Genomic DNA, 14,515 nt, shown 5'->3' on the forward strand with positions numbered 1-14,515 from the left:
GGTCCTCGGTGACGGCCCGGTAGACCTGCGCGACGCGGTCGTCGAACTCGGTCAGGGTCAGGCGGCCCGCGCCGACATGGGTGCCGAGGATCTGGACGAGCCGTTCGCGGTCGGCGTCGGAGATGCGGAGGCCGGCGATGGGGGTTTCGGGGGCGAGTGCGTCCATCGGGATCCCTCCCAGGATCTTCCATTGTGGAATGTCGCGTAAACCAGCATGCGATATGCCACAGTGGAATGTCAACCCCTCGGCGGAAGGAACCCGCGATGACAGGCCGTCCCCTCAACGCGACCGCGGCGTCGCTGCTCGGATTCCTGCACGAGGGCCCGAAGACCGGATGGGACCTGGTCGCGACCGCGCAGGACCGTATCGGCAAGTTCTGGTCCCTGACGACCAGCCAGGTGTACCGGGAACTCGCGGCGATGGAGACCGCGGGATTGATCGTGGCGGGGGAGAAGGGCCCGCGCGACCGCAAGCCCTACTCCCTCACCGACGCCGGCCGTCGCGCCTTCGCGGACTGGATCGTCCGGGAACCCGGCCCCGAGAACATCCGGTACCCGCTGCTGCTGACCGTCGCCTTCGGTGGCCATCTGCCGCCCGAGCGTCTCGCCGAGATGCTCGCCGCCCACCGCACCGCCCACGAACAACGCCTCTCCGAATACGAAGAACTCGCCGCGCTCGACGGAATCGACCCCTACTTCGGAGCGACCCTCGACTTCGGCGTGCTCTACGAACGCGCGGTGCTCGACTGGTTCGACCGCGTCGGGGACCGCCTGACCGGCCCGAACCCGAAAGGCGACACCCCGAGCGAGGACGGCGTCCACAATGACCTCGAAGCCCACAACGACCTCGAAAGCGAATCCGGGAGGTAGCAGTGGCCGGTGAGGTCGTCGTCGGAATCGGACCCGTCACCCCCGACGAGGTGGTGCGGGTCGCGCGCGGCGACGCGTCGGTCCGGTTGTCCGACGAGGCGCTCACCGCGATCGCCGACGGCCGAGCCCTCGTAGACGCGCTGGCCCGCGGCTCCCGGCCGGTGTACGGCATCTCCACCGGGTTCGGTGCCCTCGCCGTCCGGCACATTCCCGCCGAGGACCGGGCCCGGCTGCAGCGCAGCGTCGTGCGCTCCCATGCCGCGGGCACGGGCCCCGAGGTCGAGCGGGAGGTGGTGCGGGCGATGATGCTGCTGCGCCTGTCCACCCTCGCGACGGGTCGCACCGGCGTCCGCGTCGACACCGCCGTCGCGTACGCGGCCATGCTCGATGCGGGGATCACCCCGATCGTGCCGGAGCACGGCAGTCTCGGCTGTTCCGGCGACCTGGCGCCCCTCGCGCACGTCGCGCTCGCGCTGACCGGGGAGGGCACGGTTCGCGACCGCGCCGGTGTCGTCCTGCCCGCGGTGGAGGCGCTCGCCGAGGCGGGATGCATGCCGGTCGTTCTCGCCGAGAAGGAAGGCCTGGCGCTGATCAACGGCACCGACGGCATGCTCGGCATGCTCGTGCTCGCGTGCCGCGATCTCGCCGACCTGCTGCGGCTCGCCGACATCGCCGCGGCCATGAGCGTCGAAGCGCTGCTCGGGACCGACCGGGTCTTCGCCGCCGACCTGATCGCGCTGCGTCCGCACCCCGGCCAGGCGACCGCGGCGGCGAACATGGCCCGCCTGCTCGCCGGCTCCGGGATCGTCGCCAGCCACCGCACCGACGACTGCCCGATCGTGCAGGACGCGTACTCGCTGCGCTGCGCCCCACAGGTCGCCGGTGCGGCCCGCGACACCCTCGCCCACGCCGAACAGGTCGCGAGCCGCGAATTGTGCTCGGCCATAGACAATCCCGTCGTCACTGCAGATGGCCGGATCGAATCGAACGGCAACTTCCACGGGGCTCCGCTCGGCTACGTCCTCGATTTCCTTGCCATCGCCGTGGCCGATGTCGCGAGCATGAGCGAACGTCGCACGGATCGGCTGCTCGACGTCGCGCGCAACCACGGTCTGCCGCCGTTCCTCGCCGACGATCCCGGGGTCGACAGCGGCCACATGATCGCGCAGTACACGCAGGCCGGAATCGTCGCGGAGCTGAAAAGACTTGCGGCACCGGCGAGTGTCGATTCGATTCCGTCGTCGGCGATGCAGGAGGACCATGTTTCGATGGGGTGGTCCGCGGCCCGCAAACTTCGCCGCGCTCTGGACGGACTGACGCGGGTGTTGTCGATCGAAATTCTCACCGCTGCACGGGCGTTGGACCTTCGTTCCCCGCTGACCCCGGCGCCGGGCACCGCGGCGGTCCGGGATGCGTTGCGTCGCCGCGTGCCCGGACCCGGAACGGACCGGCACCTCGCGCCGGAGATCGACGAGGCGATGGCCATGGCCGCGTCGGGTGAACTTGTCGCCGCGGCCGAGGCGGTCGTCGGTCCGTTGCCGTGACGGTCGACCCGGCGACACTCATCGCAGGGGATCGAAACGGCGCAGAAGTGGATCCGGAATACCGGTCGCCATCAACTCCGCGAGCAGTCGGCCGGTCAGCGGACCGAGCGCGACACCCCACATGCCGTGCCCGCCCGCGACGAACACCCGCGGCGACAGGGTTTCGCCGATCAGCGGCAGACCGTCGGCGGTGCACGGACGCGACCCAACCCACTCCTCTTTCGTTGCGGACCAATCGATTCCGCTGAGCAACGGGCGGGTGGCATCGATGATCGCCTGCACTCGACGTGGATCGAACGGGGCGTCGGGGCTACGGAACTCCATCATCCCGGCGATCCGCAGCCGGTCGTGCAGCGGTGTGCACGCGACCCGCTGGGTCGGAAAGTAGATCGGATTCTTGGGCAGTTCCGCGGGGTGGACGCTGAAGCTGTAGCCGCGACCGGCCTGCACGATCGTCCGCACCCCGAAGGGCCGCGCCAGATCCCCGAGCCGCGCGCCCGTCGCGAGCACCACCGCGTCCGCCGAGTAGGCCTGCCCGTCCGGGCCGGTGACCTCCACGGACTCCGCGCGCGCACGTACCGACTCGGTGTCGAACCCTTCGACGATCTCACCGCCGCGTTCGCGCACGGAGTCGGCCAGGGCCGCGAGAAAGCGGGGCGGATCGATGAACCGCTGCCCCCGGATCAGCACCCCCACTCGCACGGCCTCGCCGAGCAGCGGCTCGAGCGACCGCACGGTGTCACGATCGAGAAGTTCGTAGTCGACCTCGCCGCCGGCGGCCCGCACGTGCTCGAACTCGTCGAGCAGGCCCTGCCGATCCGACTCGGACACGAACGCGGCCAGGAACGGATCGGCGGTGCGGGTCTGCTCGGTGAGCCCGCCGCGGATCAGGTCGTCGTAGGCGTCCAGCGCGACCCGGTTGGCCTGCGCGAACACCGCCATCGAGGCACGCCAGCGGCCGGGCGTGCAGTTGCGGGCGAAACCGGCGAGGAACCGGAGCAACCGCAGGTCGGTGGTCGGCGGCACGTACACCGGCGACGACGGAGTCAGCGCCGACCGCAGTCCGTAGCGCAGCACCGACGGCTCGGGCAGCGGCAGCGTCAACGCCGGAGCCAACCACCCCGCGTTGCCCCACGAGGCGTCCGCGGCGACACCCTCGCGGTCGAGCACCGTGACCTCGACCTCGCGCTCCTGCAGGAACCAGGCGGTGGACAGTCCGACGACACCGGCACCGACGACGATCACCCGACGAACGGTCATGACGCACTCCCGTATCCGAAATGCCCCATCCGGTTCCATCATGCACGCGTGTGCGCGACCGGGGCGGCGAACATCGGCTCGGATCCCGGGTCGTGGGGCGTGTCCCGGTTCTAGCGAGTGCCGGTGGGTCTTCCGGTGACGATCCGGTGCACGAGGCGCGCCGCGGTGCGCGCCGTCCGGTCGTCGATGTCGAAGGCCGGGTTGAGCTCGGCGACCTCGGCGACGGCGAGCCGGCCGCTGCGCGCCACCAGATCGCACACGTGCTGGACCACCTCGAGTGGAACCCCGTACGCGGCCGGGGCGCTGACGCCCGGCGCGATCGCGGCCGGGAGGACGTCCAGGTCGACGGTCAGGTGGACCAGGTCCACCGTCGCGAGGAACTCGCCGACGAACGTCTCGACGTCGGGCAGATGCGCGATGCGGCACTCGTCGTCGAGCAGGTATCGCACCCCGAGTTCGGAGGCGGTCGTGAACAGCGCGGTCGTGTTGCTCGGCTGCGCGATCCCCACCACCGCATACCGCAGATCCCGACCCCGCGACTTCTCCTCGCGCGCCATCTGCAGGAATGGGGTACCCGAACTCGGTGTCGCATCGGCCCGCAGGTCGAAGTGCGCGTCGAGGTTCAGCACGCCGCAGCGCGCGCCGTCACGCACGGCCGCGCTGCCCGCGATGCCCAGGTAGGTGCCGTACGCGACCTCGTGCCCGCCCCCGAGGACCGTGACGGGGTGTCCGTGGTCGAGCAGTGTGGTCACCGCGGCGCCGAGGCGGCGCTGTGCTCCCTCGAGGTCGCCACCGGCGACGACCACGTCGCCCGCGTCGTACACCGTCGACGGTCCGGACGGCGGCACCGCCAGCGACGCGAGCCCCGCGCGCAGTGCGGCCGGTCCGTCGGCGGCACCGGGCCGGCCCCGGTTGCGGCGCACGCCTTCGTCGCTGCGGAACCCGATCAATACGGGAGTCCCGGGTTCCGGGTCGTCGGGCCACGGCGTGACGGCACCGTGCCAGCGCAGGTGCTCCCGGCCCGGGCCGTCGTCGCGGCCGGTCCACGACTGCGCCGGCACATCCGTCCGCAGGATCATAGGCGAATTCCGTCCTTCCACACGTGCGAGACGAGGTGCACGCCCGGCCGGTACGCGAGGTGCACGTGCGAGGGGGCGTCGAGCGCGATCACATCCGCCCGGCAGCCGGGTCTCAGCACGCCGATATCGTTGCGGCGCAGCGCGTGTGCTCCGCCCGCGGTAGCGGACCACACCGCCTCGTCTGGGCTCATGTGCATCTCGCGTACCGCCAGCGCGATGCACAGGGGCATGCTCGTCGTGTACGAGGTGCCGGGGTTGCAGTCGGTCGCCACCGCGACCGTCACACCGGAGTCGAGCAGTCGTCGGGAATTGGGATACGTTTCCCGCGTGGAGAATTCGGCTCCCGGGAGCAAGGTTGCGACCGTGGTGCTGTCGGCCAGCGCCGCGATGTCGTCCGCGCTGGTGTGCGTGACGTGATCGACCGACGCCGCGCCGGTTTCGACGGCGATCCGCACGCCCTCGCCCGGACCGAGCTGGTTGCCGTGCACCCGCGGGACCATCCCCGCCGCGACACCGGCGCTGAGCACCGCGCGGCATTGGTCGGCGTCGAACGCGCCGCGCTCGCAGAACACGTCGATCCACTTCGCGTGGGGCGCGCACGCAGGGATCATCTCCTCGATCACCATGCGCACGTAGTCGTCTGTGCGGCCGTCGAATTCGGGCGGAGTGACGTGCGCGGCGAGCAGCGTCGTCTCCGGCGTGTGTGCCGCGGCCAGGCGCAGGCTGCGCAGTTCGTCGGCGACGGTCTGGCCGTATCCGGACTTGCATTCGATCGTCGTCGTCCCCGACCGGCGGGCCTCGGTCACCAACCGGGTCGCGGTCGCGTTCAGCTCCGCGTCGGTCGCCGCGCGGGTCGCCGCGATCGTCGAGCGGATACCTCCCGCGGTGTAGGGCTGCCCGGCCATCCGGGACGCGAACTCCTCGGCGCGGTCGCCGGCGAAGACCGGATGCGTGTGGCTGTCGACGAATCCGGGAAGTACCGTGCGGCCGTCCAGGTCGAGACGAAAGACATTGTCGGCGTGCGGTTCCCGACCGCTGCTGCCCACCCATTGCACGACACCGTCCCCGAGCAGGAGCGCCGCGTCTCGCAACAGGCCCAGCCGGCCCACCCCGATATCGGGATCGTTGGTGACGAGGACACCGATGCCGTCGAGCAGCGTCCACGGACCCGAGGTCACGACTCACCGCTCCTGCATGGGGATGCGCAGGCCGTGCCGGGCGGCGACCTCACCGGCCTTGTCGTAGCCGGCGTCGACGTGCCGCAGCACGCCGGTCGCGGGATCGTTGGTGAGCACCCGCTCGAGTTTGCGGGCGGCGAGCTCGGTGCCGTCGGCGACGCAGACCTGACCAGCGTGGATGGACCGGCCCATGCCGACGCCGCCGCCGTGGTGGATCGACACCCAGGTCGCTCCCGACGCGGTGTTGACCAGCGCGTTGAGCAGCGGCCAGTCGGCGATCGCGTCGGAGCCGTCGGCCATCGCCTCCGTCTCGCGGTAGGGCGACGCCACCGACCCGGCGTCCAGGTGGTCGCGGCCGATGACGATCGGCGCGGACACCTCACCGGAGGCCACCATCTCGTTGAATCGCAGGCCCGCCCGGTGCCGCTCGCCGTACCCGAGCCAGCAGATCCGCGCCGGCAGACCCTCGAACTGCACCTTCTCCCCGGCCAGGCGCAGCCACCGCGTCAGATGCGTGTTGTCCGGGAACAATTCGGCGACCGCCCGATCGGTCGCGGCGATGTCGGCGGGGTCGCCCGACAGTGCCGCCCACCGGAACGGGCCGCGCCCCTCCTCGAACAGCGGCCGGATGTAGGCGGGGACGAAGCCGGGGAAGGCGAACGCGCGGTCGTAGCCCCCCTTGCGGGCCTCGTCGCGGATCGAATTGCCGTAGTCGAACACCTCGGCGCCGCGGTCGAGGAATCCGACCATGGCCTCGACGTGCCGTGCCATCGACGCGCGTGCCTGCTCGGTGAACCAGGCCGGGTCCTTCTCGCTCAGCCGGTGCCAGTCCTCGAGTTCCACCCCGAGCGGAAGGTAGGACAGCGGGTCGTGCGCGGAGGTCTGATCCGTGACGATATCGATCGGCGCGCCGCGCTCGAGAAGTCGCGGGAATGCGTGGGCGGCGTTGGCGACCACCCCGATCGACAACGGGGTGCGGGCCTCGCGCGCGGCGACCGCCAGTTCGAGTCCGGCTTCGAGGGTGTCGGCGCGCACGTCGAGATAGCCGTGGTCCAGGCGTCTTTCGATGCGAGCCGGGTCGACGTCGACGCACAGGGCGACACCGTCGTGCATCGTGATCGCCAGCGGTTGCGCGCCGCCCATTCCGCCGAGGCCCGCGGTGAGGGTGAGGGTGCCCGCGAGGGTGCCGCCGCTGTCCGGGTAGCGCCCCGAGGCGGCGAGCTTCCGCGCGACCGCCCCGAACGTCTCGTAGGTGCCCTGGAGGATGCCCTGCGAGCCGATGTAGATCCACGAACCTGCCGTCATCTGCCCGTACATGATGAGACCGAGCGCCTCGAGCCGGCGGAACTCCTCCCAGTTCGCCCAGTCGCCGACCAGATTCGAGTTCGCGATCAGCACCCGCGGAGCCCACTCGTGGGTGCGCAGGACCCCGACGGGCTTGCCGGACTGGACGAGCAGGGTCTCGTCGTCGGCGAGGGTCTCGAGCGCGGCGACGATCGCGTCGAACGCCGCCCAGCTACGGGCGGCGCGCCCCGTTCCGCCGTAGACCACGAGATCGTCGGGGCGTTCGGCGACCTCCGGATCCAGATTGTTCATCAGCATGCGCAGCGCGGCCTCCTGCTGCCAGCCGCGACAGTGCAGGTCGCGGCCGCGGGGAGCGCGGACGGGCCGGGCGCCGGGCAGGTTCGTCATGATCACCTCGCGGTGTTCGGGCCTGTACCGATTACACCCTCTCGGTGCCGTGATGCGGTGGCGAAGCGCCGATTCGGCGCCGGTGTGCCGAAGTGGCGCCTCCGACCGCCATTTCGGCACACCGGCAGCGCAGCTGCTTGACCATCGCCAAGAATGATGTTCTGCTTTACGGAAACATCATTCTCGTCGAGGTTTCGCAGCAGGAGGTGGAAGCAAGTGGACCTGGGTTCCGCGCGCCACGCATTCGTCACCGGCGGCGCCAGTGGTATCGGCAGGGGTATCGCCGAGGCGCTCGCCGACGCCGGGGTGCGTGTCACGATCGCCGACATCGACCGGGAGGCAACCGAAGCGGTCGTCGCCACCCGCCCGGACGACTTCGCCGGGCTCGACCTCGACGTGCGCGACCGCGCGGCCTGGCGTGAGGCGAAGGCCCGGTCGGAAGCGGTGTTCGGGCCCGTCGACATCCTTGTCAACAACGCGGGAATCGGATTCAACGGCCGGGACTTCGCCGACCTGGACCCGGAGGTGTTCGACCGGATCATCGACATCGACCTGACGGGAGTGTTCAACGGGATCTCCACGTTCGCGGCCGACCTGCGCGTCCGCGGGCGGGGCCACATCGTCAACACCGCGTCCGTGATGGCCCTGACCGCGGGTGCGCCGGGCCGCGGGGCCTACAGTGCGGCCAAGAGCGCGGTCGTGGCGATGTCCGAGGCGCTGCGGCAGGAGATGGCGCCCCACGGGGTGGGGGTGTCGGTGCTGTGCCCCGGACTGGTCCGGTCCAACCTCGACAGCACCACCACCCGGCTGGGCGGTCAGGTCGAGAACGTCGCCCACATCAAGGGCGACGGCAGCCTCGGCATGGACCCGGCGGAGGCCGGCGCGCGGGTGCTCGACGGCATCGCCCGCGACCTTCCGTACATCCTCACGCACCCGCACTATCTGTCCCACGTCGAGGCGCGCATGGATTCGCTCCGCCGCTGTTTCGCGGAGGCGGAATCCGTCCGTGTGCCGTAGTGGCGCCCCTGACCGCCACAAAGGCACACGAGCAGCGAAGCTGCCTGCCGTCATCAGTAGGATCGACGGTCGTCAGTTCTGCTTCGAAGGGGACCGAAAATGAGCACAAACGTCGAACAGCGTGAGTTCCAGGCCGAGGCCCGGCAGCTGCTGGACCTGATGATCCATTCGATCTATTCGAACAAGGACACGTTTCTGCGGGAACTCGTCTCCAACGCGTCCGACGCGCTGGACAAGCTGCGACTGGAGTCGTTCCACAACAAGGACCTGGAGGTCGACACCTCCGATCTGCACATCGACCTCGAGGTCGACAAGGACAAGCGGACCCTCACCGTCCGGGACAACGGCATCGGCATGTCCCGCCACGAAGTGATCGACCTCATCGGCACACTCGCCAAGTCCGGCACCGGGGAACTGCGCCGCAAGCTGAAGGAAGCCAAGGACGCCGCCGCGTCGGAGGAACTGATCGGCCAGTTCGGCATCGGCTTCTACTCGGCGTTCATGGTCGCCGACAATGTCACCCTGGTCACCCGCCGGGCGGGGGAGGAGACTGGCACGCGCTGGGAATCCGGCGGCGAGTCGACCTACACGATCGCCGCCGTCGAGGACGTGCCGCAGGGCACCTCCGTCACCCTGCACCTCAAGCCGGAGGACGCCGACGACCACCTCTACGACTACACCTCCCCGAGCAAGCTGCGCGAGATCGTCAAGAAGTACTCGGACTTCATCGCCTGGCCGATCCGGATGGAGATCGAACGCACGAAGACCACCCCCGCCGAGGACGGCGGCGAACCCGTCGTCGAGACGGTCGTCGAAACCGAAACCCTCAACTCCGGCAAGGCCCTGTGGGCGCGTTCCCGGGAGGAGGTGTCCGACGAGGAGTACAAGGACTTCTACCGGCACGTCTCCCACGCCTGGGACGACCCGCTCGAGATCATCCCGATGAAGGCCGAGGGCACCTTCGAATACCAGGCGCTGCTGTTCCTTCCGTCGCACGCTCCGTTCGACCTGTTCATGCGCGAACGCAAGTCCGGCGTCCAGCTGTACGTCAAGCGGGTGTTCATCATGGACGACTGCGAAGAGCTGATGCCGGAGTACCTGCGCTTCGTCAAGGGTGTCGTCGACGCACAGGACCTCTCGCTCAACGTCTCTCGCGAGATCCTGCAGCAGGACCGCCAGATCAGGGCGATCCGGCGCCGGCTCACCAAGAAGGTGCTGTCCACGATCAAGGACATGCTCGCCAACGACCGCGACAAGTACCGCACGTTCTGGGCGGAGTTCGGTCGCGTCGTCAAGGAAGGCCTGATCTCCGACACCGACAACCGCGAGACCCTGCTGGCGCTGTCGTCGTTCGACTCCACCGCGAGCACGGAGGCCGGCGCCGACCCTGACGCGACTGCGACGCAGACCACGCTCGCCGAGTACGTCGAGCGGATGAAGGAAGGCCAGGAGGACATCTTCTACCTGACCGGCGAGTCGCGGCAGCAGCTCGAGAACTCCCCGCACATGGAGGCGTTCCGCGCCAAGGGCATCGAGGTGCTGCTGCTCACCGACCCGGTCGACGAGATGTGGACGTCGTCGGTGCCGGAGTTCGAGGGCAAGGCGCTGCGCTCGATCGCCAAGGGCGAGGTGGACCTCGGCAGCGAGGACGAGAAGAAGGCCGCCGAGGCGGAACGCGAGGAGAAGGAGAAGGGCTTCGCGGACCTGCTCGAATGGCTGAAGAACACGCTCGACGAGCACATCAAGGAGGTGCGCCTGTCGTCGCGGCTGACGACGTCCCCGGCATGCATCGTCGGTGACACGTTCAGCATGTCGCCCGCCCTCGAGCGCATGTACCGGGCATCGGGACAGGCGCTGCCTCCGATGAAGCGGATCCTCGAGCTGAACCCGGACCATCCGTTGGTGACCGGTCTGCGTACCGCGCACGAGCAGCGCAGCGACGACCCGGCGCTCGCCGAGACCGCCGAATTGCTGTACGGCACCGCGGTGCTCGCCGAGGGCGGCGAACTCGACGAGCCGGCTCGCTTCGCGCGGTTGCTCGCCGACAAGCTCGCCCGCAGCCTGTAGCGCGACGCGGGCCGATAAGCTCGGCGTCATGAGCGGCGTGGACGGGGTTCTGTTCGACATCGAAGGCGTGATCGTCCTGTCGTGGGACCCCGTCCCCGGCGCCGCGGACGTGCTCGCGGGTCTGCGCGACCGCGGCCTCGCGCGCGCGTTCCTCACCAACACGACCTCCCGCACCCGCGCCGAGATCGCGGGCCGGCTCACCGAACTGGGCATGCCCGTCGACGAGTCGGAGATCGTCACCGCCGCCTCGCTCACCGCCGAATACCTGCGGCAGACCTATCCCGGTCGCCGGTGCTGGCTGCTCAACCACGGCAACGTCGACGCCGATCTCGCCGGCGTCGTCCGCGACGACGACGATCCGGAGGTCGTCGTCCTCGGTGGCGCCGGGCCCGAGTTCACGCACCGGGCGCTGAGCCGGGTCGCGGAACTGATGCTCGACGGGGTGCCCGTCGTCGCGATGCACCGGGCCGGCGCGTGGCAGGCGTCGGACGGTCTGCGCCTCGACACCGGCACCTACCTGGCGGGTCTCGAGGAGCTGTCGGGGCGCAGCGTCGTCGCGGTCGGGAAGCCGTCCATGCAGGGTTTCCTCGAGGCCGCCGAATTGATGGGCACCGACGCGGACCGCATCGTCGTGGTCGGCGACGATCTGGGCGCCGAGGTGATCCCCGGGCAGCGGCTCGGGATGTCCGGAGTGCTCGTGCGCACGGGCAAGTTCCGCCAGTCGGTGCTCGATCTGGCCGTCGACAGGCCCGATCACGTCATCGATTCGATCGCCGATCTTCCGGCCCTGCTGGACCGGCTGTAGCGGCCGCCGGCACCGTCGGGCGCTGTGACCCATCCCACTCGGGCGGGTCCTTTCGGGACGGGATACGCTCGCGCCCCGGGGGTCTCTCCTCCGGTATCCGATCAGTCTCGAACCAGTTCTCGAGGAGCTGCCTTGATCATTCGTTCCTTCCGCTCCGTTCGTCCCGGCCGTCGCGCGGCGCGTGCCGGTGTGGTCGCCGCCCTGGGTGTGGCGGCCGCGTCCCTGCTCGGAGTGGGTGCCGCGACGGCTGCGCCGGTGACCTGTGTGTCGCCGCCGTCGGAGAATCAGATCCTCGTGTCGGACACCGCGAGTTGCGGTGCCAAGGCGGAGATCGGCAGCACGGCCCGCGCGGCGGCGGCGGACAGCGGCACCGCGGTGTCGGTCGCGAACGCGGCCGGGGCGGCCGAGGCGCAGGCGACCGGGTTCGGCACCGCGCTGAGTGCCGCGCGGGACGGCGGACGTTCGTTTGCCTTCGCGCTCGGTGGCGGTCTGAGCCATTCGTCGGCGCAGGGTCCGTCGGTGATCACCCTGTCGCTCGCGGGCTGGGGATCGGGTGCGACCGCCGACGAAACCGGCGTCACGTGCGTCGGTGCCCAGTCGTTCGCGGTGAACACCGGGTCGGGTCAGTGGTGCGCGGTCGGTGTGGGGTCCACGCGCCGCTGATCGGTACCCATCGACCGGGTGTGGCGACCCTTGCACTCGCCACACCCGAGTGCTAAAAATGCAGTTGGCACTCACGCTGAGTGAGTGCCAGGTCGGGATGGTGAGGCCGGGAATATCGACACCCCTGGTCGTCCGTCGCGGGCACTGCTTCCGACCGAGCCAACACGGGGCGTCCCGACGAGCGGTCGTCCTGTGAACGGACCGACCCGACTCGGGTCGAGCCGTGAATGGGCCGACCCGACGAGCGGTCGTCCTAGGTGTCACCCCGATATCCGGAGGATCACTTCGCAATGGCCAAGATCATCGCGTTCGACGAAGAGGCCCGTCGCGGTCTCGAGCGGGGCCTGAACAGCCTCGCCGACGCTGTCAAGGTGACGTTGGGCCCCAAGGGTCGCAACGTCGTGCTCGAGAAGAAGTGGGGCGCCCCCACGATCACCAACGATGGTGTGTCCATCGCCAAGGAGATCGAGCTCGAGGATCCGTACGAGAAGATCGGCGCAGAGCTGGTCAAGGAAGTTGCCAAGAAGACCGACGACGTCGCGGGTGACGGCACCACCACCGCCACCGTCCTCGCTCAGGCGCTCGTTCGCGAAGGTCTGCGCAACGTCGCTGCCGGCGCCAACCCGCTGGGTCTGAAGCGCGGCATCGAGAAGGCCGTCGAGGCCGTCACCGCCAAGCTGCTCGACACCGCCAAGGAGGTCGAGACCAAGGAGCAGATCGCTGCCACCGCGGGCATCTCCGCCGGTGACCCCGCGATCGGTGAGCTCATCGCCGAGGCCATCGACAAGGTGGGCAAGGAAGGTGTCATCACCGTCGAGGAGTCCAACACCTTCGGCCTCCAGCTCGAGCTGACCGAGGGCATGCGCTTCGACAAGGGCTACATCTCCCTCTACTTCGCCACCGACGCCGAGCGTCAGGAGGCCGTGCTCGAGGATCCCTACATCCTGCTCGTCAGCTCCAAGATCTCCACGGTCAAGGACCTGCTGCCGCTGCTCGAGAAGGTCATCCAGTCGGGCAAGCCGCTGCTGATCATCGCCGAGGACGTCGAGGGTGAGGCTCTGTCCACCCTGGTCCTGAACAAGATCCGTGGCACCTTCAAGTCGGTCGCCGTCAAGGCTCCGGGCTTCGGTGACCGTCGCAAGGCCCAGCTCGCCGACATCGCCATCCTCACCGGTGGCGAGGTCGTCAGCGAAGAGGTCGGCCTGTCCCTCGAGACCGCCGGCATCGAGCTGCTCGGCAAGGCCCGCAAGGTCGTCGTCACCAAGGACGAGACCACCATCGTCGAGGGCGCGGGCGATCCCGACGCCATCGCCGGTCGCGTCAACCAGATCCGCGCCGAGATCGAGGCGTCGGATTCGGACTACGACCGCGAGAAGCTGCAGGAGCGTCTGGCCAAGCTGGCCGGCGGTGTCGCGGTCATCAAGGCCGGCGCTGCCACCGAGGTCGAGCTCAAGGAGCGCAAGCACCGCATCGAGGATGCCGTCCGCAACGCGAAGGCTGCCGTCGAGGAGGGCATCGTCGCCGGTGGTGGCGTGGCCCTGCTGCAGGCCGCTCCGGTTCTCGACGACCTGAAGCTCGAGGGTGACGAGGCCACGGGTGCCAACATCGTCAAGGTTGCCCTCGAGGCTCCGCTGAAGCAGATCGCGTTCAACGCCGGCCTCGAGCCCGGCGTCGTCGCGGAGAAGGTTCGCAACCTGCCCGCCGGCAGCGGCCTCAACGCCGCCACCGGTGAGTACGAGGACCTCCTCGCCGCCGGCATCAACGACCCGGTCAAGGTCACCCGCTCGGCGCTGCAGAACGCGGCGTCCATCGCGGCCCTGTTCCTGACCACCGAGGCCGTTGTCGCCGACAAGCCGGAGAAGGCCGCGCCCGTCGCGGACCCGACCGGCGGCATGGGCGGCATGGACTTCTGAGTCCGGCTCACCAGCTCGCGCGAAGCCCGATCCCACACCGTGGGGTCGGGCTTCGCCCGTTTTAGCTGACCGAGCCCCGTCCGAAACACGTGAACAATTCCGTTCGACCTATTTTTCTGTGAATTCTTCACAACATGTCGATGCGCTGCCTGTGGGCTGAAACAGTGATATAACCCTTCTGTCCGAAATTTCGTTTCAGTAACAAGGGGAGAATCCATGCTGCTTCTGCTGCTCCAGTGGGCTGCCGCCAACCCTGACTTCATCCAGGTTCTCGACAGCTTCAGCGACGTCGCCATCGGCTAGGAGACGCCGCCATCGGCTAGAAAAGGAGTTCCGCTGTGGAACCAATGGGGCTGTTCGAATTCCTGGACTTCCTGGTGCTTGCCTTCTCGGCATTCGGTTCCTCGTAGACTGGGTTCGTTCCCGA

At 69.3% G+C, this 14,515-nt stretch carries 12 protein-coding genes; 7 read left to right on the top strand and 5 right to left on the bottom strand.

The genetic code is table 11. The features are described from left to right. The coding region (locus tag M1M07_RS01120) for a DUF1707 domain-containing protein (protein ID WP_248673173.1) at positions 1-166 on the bottom strand (166 nt) is incomplete at its 3' end. Between the two features lie 98 nt (positions 167-264). On the opposite strand from M1M07_RS01120, the gene M1M07_RS01125 reads away from it, so the two are divergent. Both M1M07_RS01125 and hutH read left to right on the top strand, forming a co-directional pair. Further along, complete coding sequence (locus M1M07_RS01125) at positions 265-870, top strand: PadR family transcriptional regulator (protein WP_197256024.1); 606 nt, start codon at positions 265-267, stop codon at positions 868-870. A gap of 2 nt (positions 871-872) precedes the next feature. Continuing rightward, positions 873-2,414 (top strand): histidine ammonia-lyase, encoded by a 1,542-nt coding sequence (gene hutH / locus M1M07_RS01130; RefSeq protein ID WP_197256023.1) that lies wholly within the window; start codon positions 873-875, stop codon positions 2,412-2,414. Positions 2,415-2,432: 18 nt separating this feature from the next. Here hutH and M1M07_RS01135 read toward each other — a convergent pair whose 3' ends face one another. From M1M07_RS01135 to M1M07_RS01150, 4 genes are all read right to left on the bottom strand, one after another. After that, complete coding sequence (locus M1M07_RS01135) at positions 2,433-3,674, bottom strand: FAD-binding oxidoreductase (RefSeq protein ID WP_248673027.1); 1,242 nt, start codon at positions 3,672-3,674, stop codon at positions 2,433-2,435. A gap of 110 nt (positions 3,675-3,784) precedes the next feature. Beyond that, positions 3,785-4,753, bottom strand: coding sequence for a formimidoylglutamase (gene hutG / locus M1M07_RS01140; protein WP_197256021.1), 969 nt, complete (start codon positions 4,751-4,753; stop codon positions 3,785-3,787). Then, entirely contained in the window at positions 4,750-5,931 is a 1,182-nt protein-coding gene (hutI, locus tag M1M07_RS01145; RefSeq protein WP_248673028.1) for an imidazolonepropionase, read from the bottom strand. Before hutI ends, hutG begins: the two co-directional genes overlap by 4 nt. A 3-nt stretch (positions 5,932-5,934) precedes the next feature. Further along, the gene (locus M1M07_RS01150; protein WP_248673029.1) at positions 5,935-7,623 is read right to left on the bottom strand and encodes a urocanate hydratase; all 1,689 of its coding nucleotides are present in this window, start codon (positions 7,621-7,623) and stop codon (positions 5,935-5,937) included. 216 nt (positions 7,624-7,839) lie between these two features. Here M1M07_RS01150 and M1M07_RS01155 point away from each other — a divergent pair, with 216 nt between their 5' ends. The 5 genes from M1M07_RS01155 (at position 7,840) to groL (ending at position 14,088) form a co-directional block, all read left to right on the top strand. Continuing rightward, on the top strand, positions 7,840-8,640 hold the full coding sequence (locus M1M07_RS01155) for an SDR family oxidoreductase (protein WP_248673030.1): 801 nt from the start codon (positions 7,840-7,842) through the stop codon (positions 8,638-8,640). A gap of 99 nt (positions 8,641-8,739) precedes the next feature. Then, a complete protein-coding gene (htpG, locus tag M1M07_RS01160; RefSeq protein WP_248673031.1) occupies positions 8,740-10,707 on the top strand; it encodes a molecular chaperone HtpG in 1,968 nt (655 codons plus the stop codon). A gap of 28 nt (positions 10,708-10,735) precedes the next feature. Beyond that, positions 10,736-11,512, top strand: coding sequence for an HAD-IIA family hydrolase (locus M1M07_RS01165; protein WP_248673032.1), 777 nt, complete (start codon positions 10,736-10,738; stop codon positions 11,510-11,512). Positions 11,513-11,644: 132 nt separating this feature from the next. Beyond that, positions 11,645-12,175, top strand: coding sequence for a DUF6764 family protein (locus M1M07_RS01170; protein ID WP_197256010.1), 531 nt, complete (start codon positions 11,645-11,647; stop codon positions 12,173-12,175). A 290-nt stretch (positions 12,176-12,465) separates the two neighbouring features. Continuing rightward, on the top strand, positions 12,466-14,088 hold the full coding sequence (gene groL / locus M1M07_RS01175) for a chaperonin GroEL (RefSeq protein ID WP_197256008.1): 1,623 nt from the start codon (positions 12,466-12,468) through the stop codon (positions 14,086-14,088). The last annotated feature ends 427 nt before the right edge of the window (positions 14,089-14,515 follow it).

It is taken from the genome of Rhodococcus sp. HM1, from assembly GCF_023218075.1.
Classification (GTDB): Bacteria; Actinomycetota; Actinomycetes; order Mycobacteriales; family Mycobacteriaceae; genus Rhodococcus.